Consider the following 22,457-nt stretch of genomic DNA (forward strand, 5'->3'; position numbering starts at 1 on the left):
CTAGGCGCCCTGAACCGAGTTGTAGAGGTTCTGGGCGTCGGTGCCGAAGTACGGGCCGAACATCCAGTTGGCGAAGAAGTTGTACTTGAAGCTGTTCACCGAGTTCAGCGTGCCGGTGCCGGCGGCCTCGTTGAAGTTGAGGAACCAGGGGCCGCCGCTGGAGCCGCCGGTCTGGTTGCACGTCATGCCGATACCCTTGGACAGCAGGAAGTCATTGAACACCGTGCCGCTGCAGTAGATCATCTTCGTGCCGTCGTAGGGTGCCGCGGCCGACCAGCCGAACGAGTACATGTTCTGGCCGCGGGCCTGGTTGAACGCGATGCCTTGGGAACCGGTGACATCGGTCAAGCTCTTGCCGCCCAGTTGGTTGACCACAGCAGCGCCGACATCGAAGTTGATGTCCTCACTGGCCACCCACTGCGGAGTGGCGTGCGTGCTCTTCGCGGTCCACGTGCCCAGGGGAGCGTTTCCGTTGTTGTAGGCGGGAACGAACGCCCAGTTGGTGTGGAACGCGCCGCCCAGCTTCACACAGTGGCCGGCCGTGATGACTGTGCTCTTGTTGGCACTCGTCACGGCGTTACCGCTGCAGGAGGCCGTCCGGCCTTGGTAGGTGAAGAAAACGCGGCCGGCGGTGTTGACGACCGCGCCGCCGCCGGTCCATGCCGCGCCGCCGTTGGGGAACGACTGGATCCCCACGCCGCCCGGGACCACGGCAGGCAGGCCGCGGGCCACGTCCTTCAGGGCTTTCGGCGCCACGTTGATCAGATCGAGCGGTTTGGCCGAACGCATCCGTTCCGGCGTCCAGAACGCCGTTACGGCCCTCGCTGCGTCAGCGGTTGTCGCCGCTCGATGTGTGGTCGCGCTCTCCGCTTGCGCGGGTGTGGCGAACGCGGCCACCGCCAATCCGGTCACGGCTAAAACGAGTATCCGTCGCATCGCTAGCTCTTTCCGGTGGAGAAGCAGGGTTACCGGAAAGTAACTCGCGACAGAGCTGAGCACCAGACTCCATCGGTAGTTAGTTGGAAGATGTCATCCCAAGTCACGTAGCCATTGCTCGACGCCCGCGACGTGCACAGTTGCCCACGAGCGGGCCAGTTCGGGCTGCCGTGCCTCAAGGGCGGCGACGATCGCGCGGTGCTCGGCCACAGTCCGGTCGACGGCCCCGCCCTGCGAGATGCCGCGCCAGATGCGGACCCGGACGGTCGGGCCGGCGAGCGTGTCCATCAGCTGCGCGAGGTACGAGTTACCGGCCGCGGCGACGATCCGGCGGTGGAACTGCAGGTCGTGCTCGACCAGTTCCTCCACCGACCCGGCCTGTTCGGTCGCGTCGCACAGCTTGCGCAGTTCCTCGATGTCCTCTTCGGTCACCACGAGCGCGGCCGACGCGGTGGCGGCCGGTTCCAGGATGCGGCGGACCTCCAGCATCTCCAGCACGGACTCTTCGCTGCGGTGCAGATCCAGCACGAACGACAACGCGCCGAGCAGTTCGCCCGCACGCAGGCTGGAGACGTACGTGCCGTCGCCCTGACGCACATCCAGGACCCTGACCAGCGACAACGCGCGCACAGCCTCCCGCAGCGAGTTACGCGACAAGCCGAGGCGATCGGCCAGATCCGCCTCCCGCGGCAGCCGGTCGCCCGGCTTCAGCTCGCCGGACATGATCATTTCCCGGACCCGCAGTATCGCGTCGTCGGTTACCGCCACGGCTACCCCTCGCTAGACATCGGATGTCTCGCTGTCCAGTATGCGGTACCCGACTTGCATTTCGCCGTAAGAACCACCTACGAAGACGCACCGATCTCGGTCGCAACCGGATGACGCGGCTCGTAAAGGCCCATTTTGCCGCCCCCGGGCAGCTCGAACTCGGTCAGCAGGCCCCAGCCCTGATCGCTGATGCCCTGGGTGAATACGACGCCCTTGGCCTTCAGTTCGGCGACTGTCGCGTTGATGTCGTCGCACATCAGGTACAGCTCCTGCGTACCGTCGCCGTCGGTGGGGTGCGCGGCGACTTCGGCCGGGGGAGCCTTGAAGATCAGCCAGCCGCCACCCGCGTCCACCGACGGCCACTCGAGCACATCGCGGAAGAAGGCCCGCGTCTGCTCGGCCTCTCGCGTGTAAACGATCGCGTGCATGCCGGTGATCATTCGGGGACCGTAGCACTGTCGACATGGCGGACGCTCGTGAAAGGGAGAACATGAGGCTTGGAGTTTTCCTGCTGTCCGGTCGTTTCCCTGGGCAGTCGGACCGTGACGCTTTGCGGCGTGCGTCCGACGCGGTGGTGTGGGCCGAACAGGCGGGATTCGACGACGCCTGGATGGCCGAGCACCATTTCATGTCCTACGGCGTCTGCCCGTCGGCGATCACCTTCGCCGCACATGCCTTGGGGCGTACCGAAAGAATCACGGTCGGCACCGCGGTCAGCGTACTGTCCACAACGCACCCGGTGATGCTCGCCGAGCAGGTGACCATGCTGGATCAGATGTCCGGTGGCAGATTCCACTTGGGAGTAGGGCGCGGCGGGCCGTGGCGAGACCTCGAGGTGTTCGGCACCGGCCTGGACAGGTGGGAACACGGTTTCGCCGAGAGTCTCGACCTGCTGCTGGACTGCCTGACGTCGCCGGTGGTCGGCAGTACAGGCCGGTTCGAGTTCCGTGAAGTCCCGATGGTTCCCCAGCCGGTCGCGCGCCCGCGTGTGACCGTGGCCTGCACGTCGAAGGGCACAGTCGCGCTTGCCGCACAGCGTGGACTGCCGATGTTGCTGGGCATGGACCTCGGCAACGCGGACAAAGCCGCGATGATCAAGGCCTACCAGGAGGCAGGCGGCGGGCCTGCACCACACGTCGGCGCTGCCTTGGCACATGTTGCCAACACCCGTGAGCAGGCGGTTTCCGAGTTGCGTGCCGCCATGCCGGGCTGGCTCGGCCCGGGTATCGCCGGTTATGTGCCAGTGGATGCCCGGCCTCGGCGGCATCGCGACCCGGTCGGGTACATGGAGAAACTGCTCGGGATCAGTCCGGTGGGCACGCCCGAGCAATGCGGAGAGTGGTTGAGGGGCAATACTTCCGGCCTTGAGCACTACATTCTGATGGTGGACGGGTGCGGCGATCCCCAGATCACCCGCCGCACCATCGAACGGCTGGGCGCCTACTTGACCGGCAGTTCCGCCTCCCCGGATTTTTGATGTCTGGTCGCGTTGGGTTGGCGCGGTTCAGCTCGGTGCGTACCGATGGCTGGCTTGCGTCACGTTCCCCTGAGGTGCGGTTGGGAGCACTGGACCTGATCTCGATCCCGAGGTTGACACAAGCCAGGCGACCGGCCACCGCCCGGCTCCCCACCGAGCAGCGACCTTTTCACCGAACGCTGGTCCTGACACGAAAGTCCGGCCGCGGTCAGCCGATCGGGGTCGAGGTGCAGGCGTTGCCGTTGCTGCCACCGTATTTGGTGAAGGAGCCGTTGGTGTTCTTGCGCCAGAAGGTCACGCAGAGCAGCGAGCCGCGCGGGAAAGACGCGTTGACATCGAAGGTGTGGTCCGCGTCCCGGTTGGTGGGGCCGGTCTTCTTGTAGCTGCCGGGTCCGAAGATCTCGAAGAAACCGATCTCTCCGGTCACATTCGTGTTCCGCCAGGCTACGATCTGCCCGACGCTGTTGCCGGTTCCGTAGGTGGTGTTGCACAGCGTCTGCCCCATGGCACAGGCACCTTCCTTCGCGAGGACGCCGCTCGTGCTCGCCGCCGCTGGTGTGGCCAGCACCGCCGCCGCGGCGATGGCGGCAATCCCAGATGCAACTCCCCTGTGGACTGTCCGTCGAACAAGCCTCATGAGTCCCTCCTCCGGTCAGCGCGGTATCCGGCTGTCCCGGAACCGGCGCCTGGCGACGGTAGAAGGTGTCCCTTGATGTTTTCTTGCGATCTTGCCCCGGTCCGCTGGCTTCGGAAGATCATGAACAGCACGATCGCGCCCACAACAGTGACCAGCGAGTACGCCGTGATCGAGCACCCAGCCAGACGGCGAGCGCCGCTACAGGCCTACTCTGGCGGATGTCTGCTTGAAAGGGAGCCGCCATGCACGACGACATCGAGGACGACGCCGACACCGGCGTGCTGGACCCCGAGGACACTTTGGACGATCGCAACCCGTACGACGAGGGCTACTCGCCGCCCGAGCGGGCTCGTGCTATCGAAGGCTTCGGCACCACCGCACGCGAAGTGGCCGAAGGCGAGGACCTTGGGCACAGACTGGCCCGTGAGGTCCCTGACCTGTTCGACAACGAATCCGACGACGGTCTTGGCGACTCCGAGGACACCGACGGTGAGCTGATCGACGACGAGGTTGGCGACTTCCGCGCGGGCCGCCTGGTCGCCACCAACGAAGGCTTCGGCGCCGACACCGATGCCGAGCTCTACGCGTCCGACGTGGGCATAGACGGCGGCGCGGCCTCAGCAGAAGAGGCCGCGGTGCACGTCGTCAACCCCAGGGACTACTGAGCGACGGGCCGAGGGACTCGCCCTCGGCCCGTCGTCACGGCCTGATCTCCGGCGCCTGGAGGATGATGGTGCCACCGGTCGGGAAGTTCACGTTCGAGCGGTTCGGCTTCCAGGCCCAGGGACCGTACTCCCGCGAGCAGGAAACCCTGCAGTAGTCGACAACGACCCGGTATTGCTTGTCGACGTCGCACTTCGCCCACGCCCAGGTGTGCCCGTCGGTGTCGACCGAGCAACTCCCCAGCGCGTCGACCGGACTGGCCACCGCAGCCGACGTCCCCGTCAGACTGAACGCCGCCAGCGCGACGCCCGACGCGGCCAGTACACGCTTGAATCCCCGCATGCTCATCCCTCCTGTAGTCGCCAACCACCCAGCTGTCGCTTGATCCTGGCAAAGGCTGGCGGCTTATGTGGGCAACTCGTTGGGGATTCACGCCCGGCTGAAACCTCGCGAAACGGCGGCCGGTCCGCGACGCGCTGCGAAAGTAGCCGGATTCAGCCCATGGTCTGGTGCACGAAGCACCAGCGCCAGGTCTCACCGGGTTCGAACGACCGGATCACCGGGTGCCCGGACTCGGCGGCGTGCTTGCTGGCGTGTTTGGCCGGTGAGGAGTCGCAGCAACCCACCTTGCCGCACGCCAGGCACAGCCGCAGGTGCACCCAGCGGCCGCCGGTGGCCAGGCAGTCCTCACAGCCTTCCTGGGTACTGGGGGCCGGGTCAGGGCCGAGGGAGGCGATGTCCGGGCAAGCGGGCGAGGTCACAGGGCGCTCCTTCGCGTGTGGTTGTCAGCAGCAGCGAAAGTACGCCTTGCCGCGAACTGGTGCTTGGATATGGACATGACATCAGCCGCACGGCCCTCCATCCTCACTGTGGATGACGACCCGAGCGTGTCCCGGGCAGTGGCGCGCGACCTGCGCAGGCAGTACGGCGAGGACTACCGGATCGTCCGGGCGGAGTCCGGCCCGCAGGCGCTGGAGGCGTTGCGGGAGATCAAACTGCGCGGCGAGGAGGTCGCCGCGCTGCTCGCGGACTACCGGATGCCGCAGATGAGCGGGATCGAGTTCCTGGAGGAGGCGATGGACCTCTTCCCGGCCGCCAAGCGCGTGCTGCTGACCGCGTACGCCGACACGGACGCCGCGATCCAGGCGATCAACGTCGTGGATCTGGACCACTACCTGCTCAAGCCGTGGGACCCGCCGCAGGAGAAGCTCTACCCGGTGCTCGACGACCTGCTGCTGGCCTGGCAGCAGTCCGACCGCCAGCCGGTGCAGCAGGTCCGGGTGATCGGGCACCGCTGGTCGGCGCGCTCGTACGAGGTCCGGGACTTCCTGGCCCGCAACAATGTCCCGTTCCGGTGGTACGAGCTGGACGACGGCGAGTGCGAAGCCAAGCGCCTGCTCGGCGCGGCCGGCCACGACGGCGCCGACCTGCCGGTCGTGGTGACGGCCGAAGGTGAGGCGCTGGTGCAGCCCACGGACGCCGAACTGGCCGCCAAGGTGGGCCTGAGCACGACCCCGGCGTGCGACTTCTACGACCTGATCGTCATCGGCGGCGGCCCGGCAGGCCTGGGCGCGGCGGTGTACGGCGGCTCGGAAGGCCTGCGCACAGTGCTCGTGGAGCGGCTGGCCACCGGCGGGCAGGCAGGCACCAGCAGCAGGATCGAGAACTACCTCGGCTTCCCGGAAGGCGTCTCCGGCGGCCAGTTGACCGAGCGCGCCCGCAGGCAGGCGCAGAAGTTCCACGTCGAGATGCTCACCGCACGGCACGTGGTGTCGCTGGAGCCACGCGGCTCGGCCCGAGTTGTCCGGTTCGACGACGGCTCGGAGCTGTCGGCGCACACGGTGATCCTGGCGACGGGTGTCTCGTACCGGACGCTCGACGCGCCAGGGCTCGGCGATCTGACGGGCCGGGGCGTCTACTACGGCGCCTCGACGACGGAAGGCCCGAACTGTGAGGGGCAGGACGTCTACCTCGTCGGCGGCGCCAACTCCGCGGGCCAGGCAGCGATGTACTTCGCCAGGCACGCTCGTAAGGTCTTCCTGGTGGTTCGTGGCGACTCGCTCGTCCACACGATGTCGCGCTATCTGATCGACCAGATCGCCGCCCAGCCCAAGATCGAGGTGCTCACGTGCACCGAGGTGGCCGAGGGCGCGGGTGAGGACCACCTGGAGACGTTGACGTTGCGGCACAACAAGAGCGGTGAGACGACCACGGTGCCGGCGTCCTGGTTGTTCGCCTTCATCGGCGCCGCGCCACGCACGGACTGGCTGGCCGGAACGCTGCTGTGCGACGAGCGCGGCTTCGTGCTCGCCGGGCCGGACCTCGTCCCCGAGGGTGGCCGGCCCGCGGGCTGGGAGTTGGACCGTCCGCCGTACCACCTGGAGACCAGCGTGCCCGGAGTTTTTGTTGCGGGCGATGTGCGCGCAGACTCAGTGAAGCGGGTGGCTTCAGCGGTCGGTGAGGGCGCGATGGCCGTCACGCTCGTGCACAGGTACCTGGAGAAATCATGACCGTCGAAAAGCTGACTGCTGACGAGCTCCGCGAGCTGTTCCTGTTCGAGCATCTCGACGACGACCAGCTGGCGTGGCTCGTCGAGCATGGCCAGGTCGAGCACCGCAAGGCCGGTACGCCCGTGCTCGTCGAAGGCGACCCCGCGACCTGCTTCTTCCTGCTGTTGGAAGGCACCGTCGCGCTCAGCCGCACCATCGGTGGCGAGCGCGTCGAGACCAACAGGACGGATCACCGCGGGTCCTATTTCGGCGCCACGCAGTCGTATTTCCGGGCGGACGTCGGCCCGAAGACGACCTATGGGGTCACCGTCGACTCGATCACCGACACCCGGATGTTCCAGCTGCCGTCCGAGGAGTTCGGGCCGGCCATCCGGGAGTGGTTCCCGATGGCCATGCACCTGCTGGAAGGCCTGTATCTGGGCATGCAGACCAACAACCGGGTGGTCAACCAGCGGGAACGCCTGCTCGCCCTGGGGTCGCTGTCGGCCGGTCTGACCCACGAACTCAACAACCCCGCTGCGGCCGCCGTCCGGGCGACGGCCGCGTTGCGGGAGCGTGTGGCCGGGATGCGGCACAAGCTCGCGATGCTGGCCAGTGGCGCGCTCGACCCGGAGGCCTTGCCGGGTCTGGTGAAGCTGCAGGAGAACGCGGTCGAGCGGGTGGCCAAGGCGCCGAAGCTCGGGCCGATGGAGACCAGCGACCGCGAGGACGAGGTCAGCGACTGGCTGGAGGAGCACGGCGTGCGCGACGGCTGGGACCTGGCGCCGGTCCTGGTCGCGGGCGGGCTGGACGTGGAGTGGCTGGACCAGGCGATGAGCCTGTGCCCGCTGACCGCCACCGAGGCTGCGGTGCGCTGGATCTGCTACACCGTCGAGACCGAGACCCTGATGAACGAGATCGAGGACGCCACCACCCGGGTGTCCACTTTGGTCGGCGCGGCCAAGCAGTACTCCCAGATGGACCGGGCGCCGTTCCAGGTGATCGACGTGCACGAACTGCTCGACTCGACGCTGGTCATGCTCGCCTCGAAAATCGGCGCCATCAAGGTCGTGAAGGACTACGACCGCTCGTTGCCGCCGTTGCCCGCCTACGCCGCCGAGCTCAACCAGGTGTGGACCAACCTGATCGACAACGCCGTCGCCGCCATGGGCGAGCAGGGCACGTTGACCGTGCGGACGTTCCGGCAGGACTCGTTCGTCGTGGTCGAGATCGGCGACACCGGCACCGGCATCGCCCCGGAGGTCAAGGACCGGATCTTCGAGCCGTTCTTCACCACCAAGGCCGTCGGCCAGGGCACCGGCCTGGGCCTGGACATCACGTGGCGGATCGTGGTCAACAAACACCACGGCGACGTCCGCGTGGAGTCCCGGCCAGGCGACACCCGTTTCCAGGTCCGCCTGCCTTTGGACACTACCGACGTGGTGTGAGAACGCGTTCAGTCAGCGTTGCGGCGCCTTTCCCGGTGAGGTGCCGTAACGCGACCTGGCGGCCGGCGATGACAAGCAGCAGCGCCGTGATCGGCCCTGTGACCGGAGTGCCTTCGCCGACGGCCCAGTCCGTGTCGGTGGCCGTGAGACGGAAGCCGCTCAACTTCTTGTGTGTCCGGAAAAGACGGCGAAGCCGCCACGCCCGGGTCGCCGCGAACGCGGCCGCGTCGGGCGGGATGTCCAGGCGGCGGTTCAGCGGGATAGCGATGTCCTGGCTGTGCACGAGAATATCGATCAGCGTTTCCTTGGGCGTGACACCGAAATTGTGCACACGCGAGCCGACCGTGGCGCGTATCGCGGCAATGATCTGGTCGGTGGGCTCGCTTGAGTGCTGCTTGGCCAGCTCGCGAGTGATCGCGTTCACGCCGCCTGCGACAAGCAGACGTGGTGCCTGGGCGACCTCGCGAAATATCCGGCCAGGCCTGAGTTGTTGCAGCGTCAGGTGTGCGGCCACGTCACGCACAGTCCATCCGTCGCACAGAGACGGACGGCTCCAGTCCTCTTCGGACAGATCGTCGAGCAGTCCGGCGACACTCAGCCGATGCGCGTCGATCGCGTGCCAGACCTGGTCGGTGTCCATGATTTCTCCAAGGTGTGCATGAGATCGGTGATCTGCCCGGCCGCGGCGAAGGCCGGGTCGGGAATGGCGAGCTGGTGCAGCACCAGCCCGGTCCAGTGGTTCATGATCAGCGGAGCGTCCCGTTCTGGCCGCGGCGATCCGGCGGCCCGGACCCAGTTGAGGAAGTAGGCGTCCACCCGGGAGCCGATCGACAGGAAATGGTCGCGAAGCCCGGGCTGGTTGGCGGCCTCGCCGAGGATCGCGTACCGGGCCAGGGTCAGCGCCCGGTCCGGCCCGGTCGACTGACGGGCCAACATGATCATCACCTCGGCCAGTTCGGCCGGGGTCGTGGGATACACCGTGGGGGCGAGTTCCTCCCAGCGGGCCCGCTCACGGTCGGAGATCCGCTCGGCGACCGCCTTGATCAACGCGTCACGGGTGCTGAAGTGGTTGGCAGCCGAGCCCGGGGGCAGGCCTGCCGTGGCGTCGACGGCCCGGTGGGTCAGTGCGCGGACTCCCTGCTCACCCAGCAGTGTGATCGCGGCGTCCAGCAGGTCGGTGCGACGGGTCGACATGACTGGAGACTACATCTGTTGTCTCGAATACAACAGGTGTTGTTAGGACCCTGGTGGGAGGCGGCTCACCCCTGGGAGTGAGTACCGCTTGTGGGCGACATGTGAGGATCGGGCTGTGGCGGGAGTTCTCGGCCGGGTTTTCGGCCCGGCGCGGCGCAAGCTCACCTATCGCAGGTGGACGTACCTGGTCGTGGGGGCGACGCTGGTGGTGCCGTTCGTGGTGGCGGCGGTGGCTGTGGTGCCGCCTGTGCTGAGGCTGATACTGCCTGGGGAGGTGGCCACGGATTCGTTCGTGGTAGGGGTGGCCATGGCGGTCGTTGTGCTGGGATCGGCCGCGGGGACGTCGTTTATCCCTGCAGTACGAGTGGTCACGGGCACGGCGGCGCGTGAACTGCTGGGGCCCGAGGTGCCCGCGCAGGCCTCTGTGCCTGCGGGGAACCTCGAAGCGCGATGGAAGACGTGCCAATGGTTTCTGGTGCACATCCTGGTTGGCTGCTTCATCGGCGTGCTGACCTTGGTCATTCCGCTCGGGCTCGTGCTGTCGTTCGCCGCGCCGTTCACCGGACGGTGGCTGGAGTTCGGGGACCAGCGGATCCTGGTGCCGACAGGCTGGCAGTCGGCGTGGGTGCCCGTGGTGTGCGTGATCGCCGCGGTTGCCCTCACCCACGTGGTGAACTGGGCGGGCCTGCTGCTGACCTGGCTCTCGCAGATTCTGCTGGGCCCGACTCCGGCCGACCACCTGGCCGAACTGCAGCGGCGCACCGAACAACTGGCTGAGCGCAACAGGCTGGCGCGGGAGTTGCACGACTCGGTGGGCCACGCGCTGAGCGTGGTCACCATCCAGGCCAGCGCCGCGGGCCGCGTGCTGGACAACGACCCGCGGTTCGCGCACAAGGCGCTCTCGGCGATCGAGGAGGCCGCGCGGGGCGCCCTGGCCGACCTGGACCATGTTCTCGGCCTGCTCAGGGAGGACGAGCCGGCCACGACTCCGCGGCGCACGCTGGCCGACGTGGACGGGCTCATCGGCACCATGCGGCTGGCCGGGATCGAGATCCGGCCGCGGATCGACGGCGACCTGGCGAACCTGCCGTTCGCGGTGTCCGTGGAGGCCTACCGGATCGTGCAGGAATGCCTGACGAATGCCTTGAAACACGCGGGAAAGGTCACTGTCGTCCTGACGATCAACGCGACCGCCGAGGCCCTGGAAGTCCAGGCGCGCAACCCTTTGGGACAGCAGCTGAGCAAGAGCCCGGGCGGGCGGGGCCTGGCGGGCATGCGAGAGCGGGTCACTGTCCTGAGAGGACGAATCGAGGCCGGGGCGCAGGCCGGGGCATGGCAGGTGAAGGCGTGGATACCGTTGCGAACGGGGAAGATCGGTTGAGCATCAAGGTCGTGCTTGTCGATGACGAGGAACTCATCCGCGCGGGCCTGCGGGCGATCATCGACGCCGAGCCGGATCTGACGGTGGTCGGCGAGGCCGGGGACGGCGCCGAGGCGCTTGACCTGGTGGCCGGGCATCTGCCGGATGTCGTGCTGATGGACGTCAGAATGCCCGCGGTCGACGGAATCCAGGCGACCCGCCACATTCTCCGGAGAATGCCGGACCCGCCCAAGATCATCGTCGTGACCACATTCGAGAACGACGACTACGTCTACGACGCGCTTCGTGCGGGCGCCGACGGATTTCTGCTGAAACGGGCCAGGCCTACCGAGATCATCCGGGCGATCCGGGTCGTGGTGGCCGGGGATTCCCTGCTGTTCCCGGCCAAGATCCGCGCACTGGCGGCACAGCACGGCGGTGACCCCAGGCGGTCCGGCCTCGACGAGGCCGGGCTGACCGACCGAGAGGCGGAGGTCCTCCGCCTGATGGCCACCGGATTGTCCAATGTGGAGATATCGGAACAGCTTTTCGTCGGTGTGCAGACAGTCAAGACGCACGTGGGCAACGTGCTGTCCAAACTGCACGCCCGGGACCGCACCCAGGCTGTGATCACCGCCTACGAATCGGGGTTCGTCATCCCTGGTTAACGTCTCGTCTCCGCCCACGCCCTGGTCAGCCGATGCACCAGTTCAGTCAGCACATCGTCGGGGTAGGCGAACGGGAACCGGATGTGGCTGTCGTGCGCGCCGGACGGGTCCGTTGTCGCGCCTGACACCACTTCCACGCCGTGCCGCAGTGCGACCTGCGCGAAGATCCGCGCATCGGTGTTGGGCAGTTCGATCCACAACGCCGAGCCGCCGTCCGGGGTACGCCAGCGCCACTCCGGCAGGTTCTGGGTGAGCAGTTCCCTGGCCCGCCCCAGCCGTTCCCGCAGCTCACCGGCACGTGCGCTGTTGAGCTCCGGCAACTGCGGCAGCAGCCGCGCGGCCAGCGCCTGATCCAGCACCGGACTGCCGAGGTCGGCCAGTGCCTTGTGGCGTGCCAGCCGCTCGGCGGTCTCGATCGACGCCCGGACCCAGCCGACGCGAAGCCCCGCCCACACGGACTTCGCCAGCGAGCCGATCGTCAGCACCTCCGCACCGGTTCCCGCGAACGCCCCGATCGGCGGCGGCAAGCCCTCACCGGCGCCGACAGAGTACGCGTGGTCCTCGACCACCGGAACCGCGTACCGCGCGGCCAGTTCCACGATCCGCCGCCTGCGGGCCGTGGACATCAGCACACCGGTCGGGTTGTGGTACGTCGGCATCACATACAGCAGGTCAGGCCCATGTTCGGCCATCGCCCGCGACAGCAGGTCCGCCCGGATGCCCTCGGCGTCCAGCTCCACACCGACCAGTTTCACGCCGGTCGCGCGGAACACGTCCAGGCAGCCCGGCCAGCTCGGCGTCTCCACGACCGCGGTCCAGCCGCGGCGCAGGTACATCTGGGTGATCAGGCCGATCGCCTGCTGGGCGCCGGTGGTGATCACGACTTGTTTCGGTTCCGTCGGCAGGCCGGTCGCCGAGAGGTGCGTGGCCACGGCCGAACGCAGCTCCGGCAGCCCCGCCGGGTGATAGCCCGACCCGGTCAGCAACGCCGGTAAGTCGGCGTGCACCAGGTCCAGCAGGGCGCCCCGCAGATGCGGCGCACCCGGGTCGAACGCCCTGGCCAGCGAGATGATCTCGCCGGGGCCCTCGGCCGGCCGGTTGATGATCGGTGTCGCCCGGCCGAACGACCGGCCGTCCACGCTCGGGCGGAATCCCGGCGGCCGCACCACCCGGGTGCCGCTGCCCCGCCTGCTGTCGACCAGGCCGATCGAGCGTAATTCGTCGTATGCCGACACCACGGTCGCGCGGCTGACCGCAAGTGCCCGTGCCAGATCACGTTCGGACGGCAGCCGCTCTCCAGCATGCAGGTCACCTGCGTGGATGGCTCGGCGTACAGCCTCAGCCAACCGCCGGTACAGCGGCGCCCGCCCGGCTGACGTGCTCGTCCAGTCGCCGAGTACCTCGACGAGGTCGGAGCCGTCGGTCAAACGGTCCATTACTCCCCCTGAATGGCCCCGTGTTCAGGCCAAAACTCCTCCTGCTCGTGCCAACCTTTTCCACACTGATCGGTTTTCGTGTGGGTTCGTTAGCACTTAACCAAGAGTTGTCTCAGGCGGAGCTGAGCTGAGGCCCCCTCGGCGCAGCCCGGCCGCGCAGGATGTCCACCCGGTCGGTGCCGGGACGGCCGAGTACCCAGCTCGATCCGGACACGGCCTTTGCCTGCTGCTTCAGCGGCGCTAGCAGCTGTGATGCCTCCCGATACGACGTTACGCTGTTCGTGCCGCAGACCAATGACGCGAGCGACACGGTCACCGGCATGCCCTCGGCAGACCATTCCGTGTCCAGCAGCGTGGTCGCCAGTGACGAGATCTCGTCCAGATCTGTGACCAGAAGGAAATCGTCGCCGCCGACGTGCCCGACCATCACGCTGGGCATGTTGACCGCGGCCTCGGCCACTGTGCGGCCGAACGCCCGGATCAGGTCGTCGCCCGCGGCGAAGCCCAGGCTGTCGTTCACGGTCTTGAACGAGTCCACGTCCAGCCAGGCGATGACGAACATCTGCCCGTCCTGGATGCGCCGGTCGACCTCACGGGCCACCGCGTCGGTGCCGGGCAGCCTGGTCAGCGGGTTGAGCGAGGCGGCCTGTTCGACCTTCATGTCGGCAACGCCCCGGATCACCTCGGTCACCCGGACGACACCGACACAACGGCCCGCCTCGTCGGTGACCACCACGTCGTCACCGGTGCGCTCCCAGTCGGTGTCGCCGACCAGCTCCAGCAGCTCCATACCGGTCGCTTCGCGGTCGATGAGCAGTGGTTTGTCGGCGTGCCTGGCCGCGCCTCGCTTCGCGTGCAGCGCGTGGCCGTACGGCCCGGCGACGATGAGCAGGAAGCGGCTGCGGTCGATGGACCACTGCGGGCGCCATGCCTCGTCCACCAGGACGACACCGTTGATGTCAGGGCGGTTGGCGAACGTCTCGCGGACCTCGTCGGCGGTCGCGGTGACCGGCAGCATCATGGCGGGGTTCAGGAAGTCGGTCACGCGCGGGGGCTTCACAGCCGTCACCCGGTTGGCCGCGGCCTCGGCCAGCGCCCTCATCAGGCCCGTGTCCTCGATGCTGTCTTCCAGGTACTCGCCCTGCGCCACCCGCACACCGAGGCGGCTCAGGGCCACGAGCTGGATGTTGTTGCCGACGTTGACCGCGGCGAGTTTGGTCTCGGTGCGGATGGCCAGATGCGCGAGCGCGTCGAGCATGGCCAGCGCCGCGGGGTCGTCCGGCAGCCCGGCGAGCAGCTTGGACGAGATCTTGATCATGTCGGGCGCGGCCTCGGCCAGCAGCGCCAGCGGGACGTCGCCGTCGCCGATGCCGTCCAGCGCGATCCGGAAGCCCTCGGCCCGCAGCTTGGCGATGCCTGCCAGCAGGTCCACCCGGCGGGCCTGGCAGAACGGCGTACCGATCTCCAGCGTCACGTCCCGGCTGTGCCGCCCGGAATGCCGCAGCGCGGGCGCCAGGTACTTCAACAGGTCGTCTGGGTGAGCGGCGGTCGACGCCAGCACGTTGATGTGCAGCGGCACCGCGGGGTCTTGGTCCTCTGCGGCGAGCACGGCGTGCCCGGCCAGCGCGACGTCGGTCTGGGTCAGCTGACCGGCCCGGCTCGCGGCCTTCAACAGCGTGTGGATCGTGCCGGTCGAGGGCATGGGCAGCGCCTCGACGGCGATCACGCGACCGGTGCGGGTGCTGAGCAACGGCTGGAACGCGAAGCTCACTTCTTGGCTCGCGGACACACTCACCATTCTGCCCAAAGAATCACCCGTTTGAAGATTCGGTCACCCACTGTTCACATGGTGGACGCGGACCATCACCGATTTGGCGCATTTCAGACGCAGCCGTCCGGGTGCTTTCCGGAAGATCCGGAGCATCGCGGCGGTGGTCGCGCCGGGATCGTCCCGCCCGGAAAGATATCCACGCTGTGCGTCGGGCGGTAGGTCAAAGAATAACTGAAAGAACTGTCTTGTCTCGGCTGCGGAGAGTGACAGCAACGTTTCCAGCCCGCGGTGCCGCAGGAAATGGACCACTCGCGCGCGACCCGGCCAGAGCGTGCGCCAGGGATCCTCGCCCGCCGCGATCGCGGCGGCGATCCGCGGCGCGAGCCGGAACGCCTCGCCGACGCTGTAACCCGCCGCCGGATGGACGAATCCCGCCGCTGCGCCAAATGGCAGCACCCGGTCGCGTCTCGGCCGTGGCACGTCCAACGGGAACCGGACCCGCTCGATTTGCCCGCCTTCCAAGGGGATTCCGTACGGCGCGAGGCGTTCGGCCAGTGCCTGCCGGAGAATCCGGTAGCCGGCGGCGGGCCGCCGGGCCAGTGACGTCTCCTCCAGCAGGACCCGGCCACCGCCCAACGGCATCGCGTAAAGGAAAGTGTTGTGATTGGACCGCCAGTCCATGAAGACGGCTTCGCCAGGTGCCACAATCGGTGCCGCGACTTCCTCCGGAACCACGATTCCGTACGCCGTCTGTTCGGCCGTACCCCCACGCGATCCCATTGCGTTTACGACAGTCCGTGCTTTGAGCGTCCGGCCGTCGGCGAGTTCCACGCTGTCCTGCGTAGTGCTGACGACACGGCCAGTAAGGACAGTGACGTTTTTGGTGAGCGCAGCGAGGAGCCGTTCATTGTCGAGAATCGCGTACCTGCGCGCCACGACATGCGGTTTGGTCGTGAACGCATGGATGACCGTAGGCTCCGCGGCCGTGACGTCCGGCGGCAGCATCGCGAGCTCGTCGCCCCACAGTCCATATGTCGCCGGCCACGGCCGCAACGGGCTGGGCGCGACGACCGCGGTCTGCAGCCCAAGCCGGGAACAGTGCGCGGCGAGCGCCCACCCCGACGGCCCGGCGCCCGCGATCAGGACATCGGGCATGCTCCGATTGGACCATATGCGTGTCCAACAGCCGGGCGGCAGCCTGGCGAGTAGATTTCACCCATGAGTGATCCGCGTGAGGAACGGCGTTCGCACGGAGCGCCGGCGAGCGCGTTCGACCTTGCGTCCAGTCCGTTCCGGGTGGACCGTGACCGGATCGCGGGGTCGCCGTTCTTCGCCCGGCTCGGCGGCGTGACCCAGGTGGTGAGCGCGAGCGGCTCCGGCCTGCTGCACAACCGGCTGACCCACAGCGTGAAGGTCGCGCAGGTGGCGCGTGCGATCGCGGAACGGCTACGCGCGACCCCCGAATACGCGGAGTTGCTCGACACGTTGGGCGGCTGCGACCCGGATGTCGTCGAGGCCGCGGCGCTCGCCCACGACCTCGGCCACCCACCGTTCGGGCACCTGGGGGAGCAGGTCCTGGACAGGCTCGCCCGGCACAGGTTCGGCCTGGCCGACGGATTCGAAGGCAACGCACAGTCCTTCCGGATCGTCACCACGACCGACGTCGGCGGCCCATCCGCGGTCGGTCTGGACCTGACCGCGGCGGTACGCGCGGCAATGCTGAAGTATCCGTGGACACGTCTGCACCACCCCGAGCCACACCCACGTTTCATGGCCGAACCACCACGCGGCGCCGGCGAACCCACCGAGGCCCCAGGCACAGGCTCCGGCAAATTCTCGGCATATGTCACGGAACTCGACGACCTCGAAGAGGCCCGCGCGCCGTTCGAGGGCCGTCTCGCGGACTGGCAGCAGACCGTCGAAGCGTCCGTAATGGACACTGCGGACGACATCGCGTACGCCATCCACGACATCACGGACTTCCATCGGATCGGAGTCCTGCAGCACGCCCCAGTGGCAGCGGAACTCGGCCAGTGGCAAGCCAACGCGGCAACGCTGGCCTGGCTGTCGGACGAAGAGGTCCGCCGCCAGGAAAGGCTGCCCGGCCGCTCACTGGAACTGTTCCGCCGCCGGATGCACGAAAAGGACTCCTGGACAGTCGACGACGAAACCTTCCACGCGGCGGTGGCCCGCGTCCGCTCCGAACTCGTCGACGAACTGCTGGCCACCCCCTTCGACGGCTCCGTCGAAGCAGAGCAAGCCGTGGCCCGCTTCTCCATGCGCTGGACCTCCCGCCTGGTCGAGGAGATGTCCGTAGTGGACAAACCCTCCACCCGCTCCGGCCACGTTCTGCTGGGCCGCGAACAGTGGCACGAAGTCCAGGTCCTGAAGTTCGTCCACCGCCGCTTCGTGTTGCTGCGCCCAGACCTGGCCCTGCACCAGCGCGGCCAGGCCAGACTGGTGACCAGCCTGGTCGACGCCCTCGACCAGTGGCTCGCCGACCGTCACGAAGCCGACCGCCTGCCCCGCCGCCTCCACGACCTGGTCGAACTGGCAACAGCCGAATACGAAGCCCTCGCCCGCTCAGAACCCGCAGTGTTAATAGGCGCCACAGGCGAAGCCCCACAGGGCCGCGACGCCGTCCACGCCTTGGCCCGCGGCCGCGCCGTCATCGACTTCGTAGCCTCCCTGACCGACAAGCAAGCCGTATCCCTGCTGGACGCCCTCTCCGGCCGCGGCGCCCAACCCTGGTCCGACGCCTTCGTTCTTTAGGCGGGGCCGATGATCCTCTGTAGGTAGCTGTTGTCCAGCAACCATTTCACGGTGAGAGGTGAAGGAGCGCCGGGTACGTGCTCGGTTTTGAGCTGGAACTGCCAGCCGTGGCCGGGCTGGCCGAACCATGGGGCGATCGGTCCTGAGTCCACAGTGAACTGTTTCAGGACCTTGTATGCGCGGTAGTTGCAGTAGGCGGCGGGCACACTCACGAGACTCTGCGGGGGAATTGAGCGGCTGGCGTAGGAGGAGCCGAGAGGTGCGAGGTATTGGCCGAACTCGCTGCCGTAGCGGTCGATGAGCCAGCCGGGCTGGAGTTTTGTGCGGCTGATCAACGGTTTGCCGTCGGGGCCGATGATGTAGCCGTCGGCGGGCGGGTAGATCCACCAGGCCGCGGCCGGGTCCCAGTATTGGGCGAAGAACTGTTGCTGGGTGAGTGGTCCGGTACGGCGGTAGCCGGTGAACTGGTGGGCGAGGATGCCTCGGTTGGGCAGGACCTCGGGGCCCAGCCGCCGGTCGTCCTGGAAGAGGGTTTCCGAACACTCGGTTGTGCCGAGCGGACGGGCCACGGCCGGCGCTGCCGGCACCAAGAAGGCCGCGACCGTCAGTACCGTGATCATTACGTGGCGTAGCCGACTCATGCACCCCACCTCACCAGCGCCCCACTTCGGTGTCGATAGCTCGTGAGTGTGATGGCTGCGGCCATCTGGGTTGACGGGTGTACTAACTTTAGGTTGTGCAACCTAAACGGGGTGGTCTGACGTTCACCGAGGCTGCCCGGCGCAAGCAGATCGTCGCGGCCGCGATCGAGGTCATCGCCGAGCTTGGCTATGTGCGTGCGTCGTTCGCGCAGATCGCGAAGCGGGCGGGGCTCAGCAGTCCAGGACTGATCTCGTATCACTTCGCCAACAAGGATGAATTGATCGGGCAGGTCGTGGCCGAGGTCTATGCCACGGGGGGCGCCTTGATCCGTCCGAGGGCCGACAACGTCGCGACGGCCGCTGACGCGCTGCGGTCGTTTGTGGAGGGGAGCATCGCCTTCTACGACACGCACCGTTCGTACATGCGGGCGTTGATGCAGATCCTCAACGGCCATCCGGAGGCGCGGGAGCGCTGGTTCGACGCGCCCAACACTTCCGAGCTCGCCGGGATCGAGGAGGTGCTGGCCCGCGGCCAGCGCGATGGGGAGTTCCGCGAGTTCCCCACGCACACGGTCGCGGTGATCATCCGGGATCTGCTTTCCGGTGCGCTGCTGCGCCTGCTCGTCACGCCGGATCTCGACATGGCCGCCTACACCCGTGAGATGGCCGAGCTGTGCCATTTCGCCGTCGCAAAACCGTGAAGGAACTCGAATGCCTGAGATCAACGGACAGGTCGCTGCCGGATTCGAAGCGGTCCGCGACGCGTTCGCGGCGAACTTCGCCGACGGCTTGGAGGTGGGCGCCGCGGTAAGCGTGTACTTACACGGCCGGCCGGTGGTCGATCTGTGGGGCGGGACCGCCGACCCGGAGACCGGCCGGCCCTGGGAGCGGGACACCCTGCAGGTTGTCTACTCCACCACCAAAGCGGCGACGGCGACCTGCGTACTGCTGCTCGTGCAACGGGGCGAACTGGATCTGGACGCACCCGTGGCCACCTACTGGCCCGAGTTCGCTGCCGAGGGCAAACAGGACCTGCCGGTGCGCTGGCTGCTCACGCACCAGGCGGGACTGGTGGCATTGGACCGGCCGGTCGCCCGCGCCGACGCCCTCGCCTGGCACCCGATGACCGAAGCGCTTGCCGCGCAACGCCCCCTCTGGCAGCCGGGCACCCAGCACGGTTACCATGCGCTGACCTTCGGCTGGCTGGTCGGCGAAATCGTCCGCCGGGTGTCCGGGCGCAGTGTGGGCACGTTCTTCCGCGAGGAGATCGCCGGGCCGCTCGGCCTCGACTTCCACATCGGCCTGCCCAAAGCCGAACAGCAGCGGGCGAGCAGGCTGGTGCAGTCCCCGCCCGCGGCGATGAACCTCGACGACATTCCCGAACCGATGCGGGAACTCGCCGCGGCGTTCGCCGACCCGGCCTCACTGACCCGGCGCGCCTACAGTTGTGTGGAGCCTCCGTTCGATCACAACGACCCTGACGAGCAGGCCGCGGAGTTGCCTGCCACCAACGGCATGTGCACTGCCCGAGCGCTGGCCGGCTTCTACGCCGCGCTGATCGGCCACCGCATCCTGACTCCCGGCATGCTCACGGCGGCGACCACCCAGCACACGGCCGGCCCGGATTTGGTCACTCGCCTGCCGTTCCAGGTGGGCCTCGGTTTCGGCCTGCCCACCCCGGACGCCGCCTGGTACTCGCCGTCCGCGTTCGGGTTCTCCGGCCTCGGCGGTTCGCTCGGCTACGCCGACCCCGGGACAGGTCTGGCGTTCGGCTACGTCATGAACCACGTCCGGGGCGTGGCAGCCGATCAACCGGCCGCCAACCTGATCGCCGCCGTCAGCTCCTGACCCGGGGGACGGCCAGTTCAGCCCGGAACGCTGTTGCCGCGTCACCTGTGATGGACACATGAAGCTCGTCGCCGGGCCGGGTTTCGACGGTGACGCGGACATCGCCGGGCCGGCCCATCGCCTCCCCTTGCCTTCCGGTGAAGGAGAGTTTTCCGTCCAGAGCCGGGACGAGCCCGTGCCGCACCAGGTATGCGCCGAGCGGGCCGTGTCCGTTGCCGGTCACCGGGTCCTCGACGATGCCGATCGCCGGGGCGAACATCCGCGACCAGGTGAGCAGGCTCGCGTCGCCGGTGGCACGGGTGAAGACGAAGAAGCCGTTGCTGCCCACTTCATGGCTGAGTGCTGTCAACGCGGCGGGATCCGGCCGCAAGGTGTCCACCGCGGCGTGGTCCCGCAGTTCCACCAGGACTTTGGAGTGTCCGGTCGAAACGATCTGGATCGGGCCGCTGCCTGTCTTCTGCGCCAGTGAGCCGGATGGCAGGCCGTATTCGACCGCGCGGGTGAAGTGCGCCGCGACGGTGGCATGCCCACATGTCGGAACCTCCGTCGTGGGGGTGAAGAAGCGCACTCGCACATCGTGGTCAGCGGCATCCGCCGGTAGCACGAAGGCCGTCTCCGAGTTGTTGAGCTCGCGTGCCACGGCGAGCATTTCGGCGTCCGTCATGCCTTGTGCCTCAAGGACCACACCGGCCGCGTTCCCGGTGAACGGCGTCGTGGTGAAGGCGTCGACCTGGTACAGGATTCTCATTCGCGCTCGCCCGTCGGCCAGGAAACAGCATCCTCCGCCAGCCGCACCAGGGTTCGTACCGCGGATCCGGGCTCGACGCCGTTGGGGGAGGGCAGCTTGACTGCCTCGCCCTGAGCGCCGGTCACGCCGAGCTTGGCGAGGATCTCGATCAGCGCGCCGTCGAACGCTTCCGCTACCGCCTTCGTGCCGGGCGCGAGCAGTGGCCCCTGAGGCCCTTCGACGACACCGATCACGATGGCGTCCGCCCGTAACGACGGCGCTGGGCAGGTGCTTACGGTCACTGTTGTCACTGACGGACGCTCTCTTTTTCTGTGGGCTGCGGGATTTCGACGGTCGGCTTGCGCAGGCGGGTCATGGCCACGCCGATGAGCACGACGACCATTCCGATGGCGACCCGGATGCTGAATCCCTCGCCCAGCACGATGGCGCCCAGCAGTACGGAGACCACCGGCAGCAGGTAGCCGACTGTCGCGGCGTTGGTCGCGCCCTCGTCGGCGATGATCCGGAAGGTGAGGTGGAAGGTGATGCCGGTGGCGAAGATCCCCAGGATGACGACGGCGATCAAGCCCTGCTGGCTGATGTGGACCGGTGGCGGGCCGCCGGTCGGCAAGGTCAGCGCCGTCAGTGCCGTCGCCGCGATGAGCTGGCCGGCGGACAGCGAGATCGTGGGGATGCCCTTGCCGGCAAGGTTTCGTCCCATGTAGGCGAAGCCGATGGCGTAGCTGGCCGCCGCGGCGACGATGGCGAGTGATCCCCAGCCGACAGATCCGGCGCTCTGCCATGGCGCGGAGATCAGCACGACTCCGCCGAAGCCAAGCAGCACTCCGCCCAGGCGGGTCGGGCGGATCGCGCGTTCGGTGCCGAGCACGACCCCGACCAGCAGTGTCCACAACGGAGTGGTCGCGTTCAGCACGCCGGCCACGCCGGAGCTGACGGTCTGCTGGCCGATGCTGAAGAGGGAGAAGGGGAGCGCGTTGCAGAAGAACGCGGCGACGAAAAGGTGTCCCCAGATCCGGCGCCCGCCGGGCAGGCGCTGACGCGTCCCGAAACAGAACGCCGTCAGGGTGAGCGCACCGAGCACGCAGCGGGCGAAGGTGAGCTGAGCGGGAGACAGCGCGGCCAGGGCCAGTTTGATCCAGAGGAATGTCGATCCCCACAGCAGGGCGAGTGTGCCCACCCGCGCCCACGCCCAGGACCTGCCGGCAATGCCGTTCACGCTTGTTCTCCTCGTTCCGGGTGACTCCGCATCGAGGTGCCCAGGCCTGGCCGCCTGAGATGTCCCTCTCCGATGCTTGATCCAGTCTCGGTACGGCTCTATGGATGAAGCAAATACATCCAACTCATCAAGTCATGAGGTAGTCGCATAGGCGCCTCGGCCTGAAAGGTGTGCCCCCAAAGTGGCGTTCGGAGCACTGAACGCTCCGAACGCCACTTTGGGGGCACACCTCAGTGTGCGGAGATGGAGTAGACGCGTTGCGCTGTTCGGCGGTCGACATCTTGATCGACTTCGCTGTGTCACCGCCTGCCAGTTGGTTCGGGTCCTTCGTGGACGGTTTGTCCGCCTCCGGCGGTGATCGTTGGTCAGTTGATTTCGTTCTGTG

Annotated in this window: 24 protein-coding genes; 9 read left to right on the forward strand and 15 right to left on the reverse strand. The window is 67.6% G+C overall.

Annotation, left to right across the window (positions count from 1 at the left end):
• The 3 genes from JOF56_RS30315 to JOF56_RS30325 all read right to left on the reverse strand — a co-directional run bounded on the left by JOF56_RS30315 (position 1) and on the right by JOF56_RS30325 (position 2,144).
• Entirely contained in the window at positions 1-936 is a 936-nt protein-coding gene (locus tag JOF56_RS30315) for a trypsin-like serine peptidase (protein ID WP_209642888.1), read from the reverse strand.
• 93 nt (positions 937-1,029) lie between these two features.
• Positions 1,030-1,704 (reverse strand): FadR/GntR family transcriptional regulator, encoded by a 675-nt coding sequence (locus JOF56_RS30320; protein WP_209642889.1) that lies wholly within the window; start codon positions 1,702-1,704, stop codon positions 1,030-1,032.
• A 77-nt stretch (positions 1,705-1,781) separates the two neighbouring features.
• Positions 1,782-2,144 (reverse strand): VOC family protein, encoded by a 363-nt coding sequence (locus JOF56_RS30325; protein WP_209642890.1) that lies wholly within the window; start codon positions 2,142-2,144, stop codon positions 1,782-1,784.
• A 50-nt stretch (positions 2,145-2,194) separates the two neighbouring features.
• Here JOF56_RS30325 and JOF56_RS30330 point away from each other — a divergent pair, with 50 nt between their 5' ends.
• Positions 2,195-3,181 (forward strand): LLM class flavin-dependent oxidoreductase, encoded by a 987-nt coding sequence (locus JOF56_RS30330; RefSeq protein ID WP_209642891.1) that lies wholly within the window; start codon positions 2,195-2,197, stop codon positions 3,179-3,181.
• Between the two features lie 208 nt (positions 3,182-3,389).
• Here JOF56_RS30330 and JOF56_RS30335 read toward each other — a convergent pair whose 3' ends face one another.
• Positions 3,390-3,818 (reverse strand): hypothetical protein, encoded by a 429-nt coding sequence (locus JOF56_RS30335; protein WP_209642892.1) that lies wholly within the window; start codon positions 3,816-3,818, stop codon positions 3,390-3,392.
• A 242-nt stretch (positions 3,819-4,060) separates the two neighbouring features.
• Between JOF56_RS30335 and JOF56_RS30340 the strand changes: the two genes are divergently transcribed.
• Positions 4,061-4,483, forward strand: a complete 423-nt coding sequence (locus tag JOF56_RS30340; protein WP_209642893.1) for a DUF5709 domain-containing protein — start codon at positions 4,061-4,063, stop codon at positions 4,481-4,483.
• 34 nt (positions 4,484-4,517) lie between these two features.
• Here JOF56_RS30340 and JOF56_RS30345 read toward each other — a convergent pair whose 3' ends face one another.
• Together JOF56_RS30345 and JOF56_RS30350 are read right to left on the reverse strand one after the other, a co-directional pair.
• The gene (locus tag JOF56_RS30345; RefSeq protein WP_209642894.1) at positions 4,518-4,823 is read right to left on the reverse strand and encodes a hypothetical protein; all 306 of its coding nucleotides are present in this window, start codon (positions 4,821-4,823) and stop codon (positions 4,518-4,520) included.
• Positions 4,824-4,975: 152 nt separating this feature from the next.
• Positions 4,976-5,242 (reverse strand): UBP-type zinc finger domain-containing protein, encoded by a 267-nt coding sequence (locus JOF56_RS30350; RefSeq protein WP_209642895.1) that lies wholly within the window; start codon positions 5,240-5,242, stop codon positions 4,976-4,978.
• 75 nt (positions 5,243-5,317) lie between these two features.
• Here JOF56_RS30350 and JOF56_RS30355 point away from each other — a divergent pair, with 75 nt between their 5' ends.
• Both JOF56_RS30355 and JOF56_RS30360 read left to right on the forward strand, forming a co-directional pair.
• Complete coding sequence (locus JOF56_RS30355) at positions 5,318-6,991, forward strand: response regulator (RefSeq protein ID WP_209642896.1); 1,674 nt, start codon at positions 5,318-5,320, stop codon at positions 6,989-6,991.
• Complete coding sequence (locus tag JOF56_RS30360; protein WP_209642897.1) at positions 6,988-8,418, forward strand: ATP-binding protein; 1,431 nt, start codon at positions 6,988-6,990, stop codon at positions 8,416-8,418. The genes JOF56_RS30355 and JOF56_RS30360 overlap by 4 nt, the downstream gene beginning before the upstream one ends.
• On the opposite strand, the gene JOF56_RS30365 is transcribed toward JOF56_RS30360, so the two are convergent.
• The gene (locus tag JOF56_RS30365) at positions 8,402-9,058 is read right to left on the reverse strand and encodes a maleylpyruvate isomerase family mycothiol-dependent enzyme (RefSeq protein WP_209642898.1); all 657 of its coding nucleotides are present in this window, start codon (positions 9,056-9,058) and stop codon (positions 8,402-8,404) included. The genes JOF56_RS30360 and JOF56_RS30365 overlap by 17 nt on opposite strands.
• A complete protein-coding gene (locus tag JOF56_RS30370) occupies positions 9,013-9,612 on the reverse strand; it encodes a TetR/AcrR family transcriptional regulator (RefSeq protein WP_209642899.1) in 600 nt (199 codons plus the stop codon). Before JOF56_RS30370 ends, JOF56_RS30365 begins: the two co-directional genes overlap by 46 nt.
• A 115-nt stretch (positions 9,613-9,727) precedes the next feature.
• Between JOF56_RS30370 and JOF56_RS30375 the strand changes: the two genes are divergently transcribed.
• Positions 9,728-10,993 carry a sensor histidine kinase gene (locus tag JOF56_RS30375; RefSeq protein ID WP_209642900.1) on the forward strand — a complete coding sequence of 422 codons (1,266 nt, stop codon included), beginning with the start codon at positions 9,728-9,730 and terminating at the stop codon, positions 10,991-10,993.
• Positions 10,990-11,640, forward strand: coding sequence for a response regulator transcription factor (locus JOF56_RS30380; protein WP_209648570.1), 651 nt, complete (start codon positions 10,990-10,992; stop codon positions 11,638-11,640). The genes JOF56_RS30375 and JOF56_RS30380 overlap by 4 nt, the downstream gene beginning before the upstream one ends.
• Here the strand turns inward: JOF56_RS30380 and JOF56_RS30385 are convergent.
• The 3 genes from JOF56_RS30385 to JOF56_RS30395 form a co-directional block, all read right to left on the reverse strand.
• Positions 11,637-13,076 (reverse strand): aminotransferase-like domain-containing protein, encoded by a 1,440-nt coding sequence (locus tag JOF56_RS30385; protein WP_209642901.1) that lies wholly within the window; start codon positions 13,074-13,076, stop codon positions 11,637-11,639. The genes JOF56_RS30380 and JOF56_RS30385 overlap by 4 nt on opposite strands.
• A gap of 112 nt (positions 13,077-13,188) precedes the next feature.
• Positions 13,189-14,865 (reverse strand): GGDEF domain-containing protein, encoded by a 1,677-nt coding sequence (locus tag JOF56_RS30390; protein ID WP_307855322.1) that lies wholly within the window; start codon positions 14,863-14,865, stop codon positions 13,189-13,191.
• A gap of 42 nt (positions 14,866-14,907) precedes the next feature.
• Complete coding sequence (locus tag JOF56_RS30395; protein ID WP_209642903.1) at positions 14,908-16,002, reverse strand: lycopene cyclase family protein; 1,095 nt, start codon at positions 16,000-16,002, stop codon at positions 14,908-14,910.
• Between the two features lie 63 nt (positions 16,003-16,065).
• On the opposite strand from JOF56_RS30395, the gene JOF56_RS30400 reads away from it, so the two are divergent.
• Positions 16,066-17,619, forward strand: coding sequence for a deoxyguanosinetriphosphate triphosphohydrolase family protein (locus tag JOF56_RS30400; RefSeq protein WP_209642904.1), 1,554 nt, complete (start codon positions 16,066-16,068; stop codon positions 17,617-17,619).
• Here JOF56_RS30400 and JOF56_RS30405 read toward each other — a convergent pair.
• Complete coding sequence (locus JOF56_RS30405; RefSeq protein WP_209642905.1) at positions 17,616-18,260, reverse strand: TNT domain-containing protein; 645 nt, start codon at positions 18,258-18,260, stop codon at positions 17,616-17,618. The two genes, JOF56_RS30400 and JOF56_RS30405, sit on opposite strands and share 4 nt — an antisense overlap.
• Positions 18,261-18,355: 95 nt before the next feature.
• Between JOF56_RS30405 and JOF56_RS30410 the strand changes: the two genes are divergently transcribed.
• Positions 18,356-18,961, forward strand: a complete 606-nt coding sequence (locus JOF56_RS30410; protein WP_209642906.1) for a TetR/AcrR family transcriptional regulator — start codon at positions 18,356-18,358, stop codon at positions 18,959-18,961.
• 10 nt (positions 18,962-18,971) lie between these two features.
• Entirely contained in the window at positions 18,972-20,108 is a 1,137-nt protein-coding gene (locus JOF56_RS30415) for a serine hydrolase domain-containing protein (protein ID WP_209642907.1), read from the forward strand.
• On the opposite strand, the gene JOF56_RS30420 is transcribed toward JOF56_RS30415, so the two are convergent.
• The 3 genes from JOF56_RS30420 to JOF56_RS30430 are packed head-to-tail and all read right to left on the reverse strand — an operon-like array spanning position 20,098 to position 22,072.
• On the reverse strand, positions 20,098-20,856 hold the full coding sequence (locus JOF56_RS30420) for a PhzF family phenazine biosynthesis isomerase (protein WP_209642908.1): 759 nt from the start codon (positions 20,854-20,856) through the stop codon (positions 20,098-20,100). The genes JOF56_RS30415 and JOF56_RS30420 overlap by 11 nt on opposite strands.
• Positions 20,853-21,146 carry a macro domain-containing protein gene (locus JOF56_RS30425; RefSeq protein ID WP_209642909.1) on the reverse strand — a complete coding sequence of 98 codons (294 nt, stop codon included), beginning with the start codon at positions 21,144-21,146 and terminating at the stop codon, positions 20,853-20,855. Before JOF56_RS30425 ends, JOF56_RS30420 begins: the two co-directional genes overlap by 4 nt.
• A complete protein-coding gene (locus tag JOF56_RS30430; protein ID WP_209642910.1) occupies positions 21,143-22,072 on the reverse strand; it encodes a DMT family transporter in 930 nt (309 codons plus the stop codon). The genes JOF56_RS30425 and JOF56_RS30430 overlap by 4 nt, the downstream gene beginning before the upstream one ends.
• Positions 22,073-22,457: the final 385 nt, after the last annotated feature.

Origin of the sequence: Kibdelosporangium banguiense (genome assembly GCF_017876405.1) — a bacterium.
GTDB lineage: Bacteria > Actinomycetota > Actinomycetes > Mycobacteriales > Pseudonocardiaceae > Kibdelosporangium > Kibdelosporangium banguiense.

What these genes read in the sequence shown, in the direction of transcription:
- JOF56_RS30315 (WP_209642888.1), bottom strand. Translation starts at nt 936, where the DNA reads ATGCGACGGATACTCGTTTTAGCCGTGACCGGATTGGCGGTGGCCGCG.
- JOF56_RS30325 (WP_209642890.1), bottom strand. Translation starts at nt 2,144, where the DNA reads ATGATCACCGGCATGCACGCGATCGTTTACACGCGAGAGGCCGAGCAG.
- JOF56_RS30330 (WP_209642891.1), top strand. Translation starts at nt 2,195, where the DNA reads ATGAGGCTTGGAGTTTTCCTGCTGTCCGGTCGTTTCCCTGGGCAGTCG.
- JOF56_RS30335 (WP_209642892.1), bottom strand. Translation starts at nt 3,818, where the DNA reads ATGAGGCTTGTTCGACGGACAGTCCACAGGGGAGTTGCATCTGGGATT.
- JOF56_RS30340 (WP_209642893.1), top strand. Translation starts at nt 4,061, where the DNA reads ATGCACGACGACATCGAGGACGACGCCGACACCGGCGTGCTGGACCCC.
- JOF56_RS30345 (WP_209642894.1), bottom strand. Translation starts at nt 4,823, where the DNA reads ATGCGGGGATTCAAGCGTGTACTGGCCGCGTCGGGCGTCGCGCTGGCG.
- JOF56_RS30355 (WP_209642896.1), top strand. Translation starts at nt 5,318, where the DNA reads ATGACATCAGCCGCACGGCCCTCCATCCTCACTGTGGATGACGACCCG.
- JOF56_RS30360 (WP_209642897.1), top strand. Translation starts at nt 6,988, where the DNA reads ATGACCGTCGAAAAGCTGACTGCTGACGAGCTCCGCGAGCTGTTCCTG.
- JOF56_RS30365 (WP_209642898.1), bottom strand. Translation starts at nt 9,058, where the DNA reads ATGGACACCGACCAGGTCTGGCACGCGATCGACGCGCATCGGCTGAGT.
- JOF56_RS30370 (WP_209642899.1), bottom strand. Translation starts at nt 9,612, where the DNA reads ATGTCGACCCGTCGCACCGACCTGCTGGACGCCGCGATCACACTGCTG.
- JOF56_RS30385 (WP_209642901.1), bottom strand. Translation starts at nt 13,076, where the DNA reads ATGGACCGTTTGACCGACGGCTCCGACCTCGTCGAGGTACTCGGCGAC.
- JOF56_RS30395 (WP_209642903.1), bottom strand. Translation starts at nt 16,002, where the DNA reads ATGCCCGATGTCCTGATCGCGGGCGCCGGGCCGTCGGGGTGGGCGCTC.
- JOF56_RS30400 (WP_209642904.1), top strand. Translation starts at nt 16,066, where the DNA reads ATGAGTGATCCGCGTGAGGAACGGCGTTCGCACGGAGCGCCGGCGAGC.
- JOF56_RS30405 (WP_209642905.1), bottom strand. Translation starts at nt 18,260, where the DNA reads ATGAGTCGGCTACGCCACGTAATGATCACGGTACTGACGGTCGCGGCC.
- JOF56_RS30415 (WP_209642907.1), top strand. Translation starts at nt 18,972, where the DNA reads ATGCCTGAGATCAACGGACAGGTCGCTGCCGGATTCGAAGCGGTCCGC.
- JOF56_RS30420 (WP_209642908.1), bottom strand. Translation starts at nt 20,856, where the DNA reads ATGAGAATCCTGTACCAGGTCGACGCCTTCACCACGACGCCGTTCACC.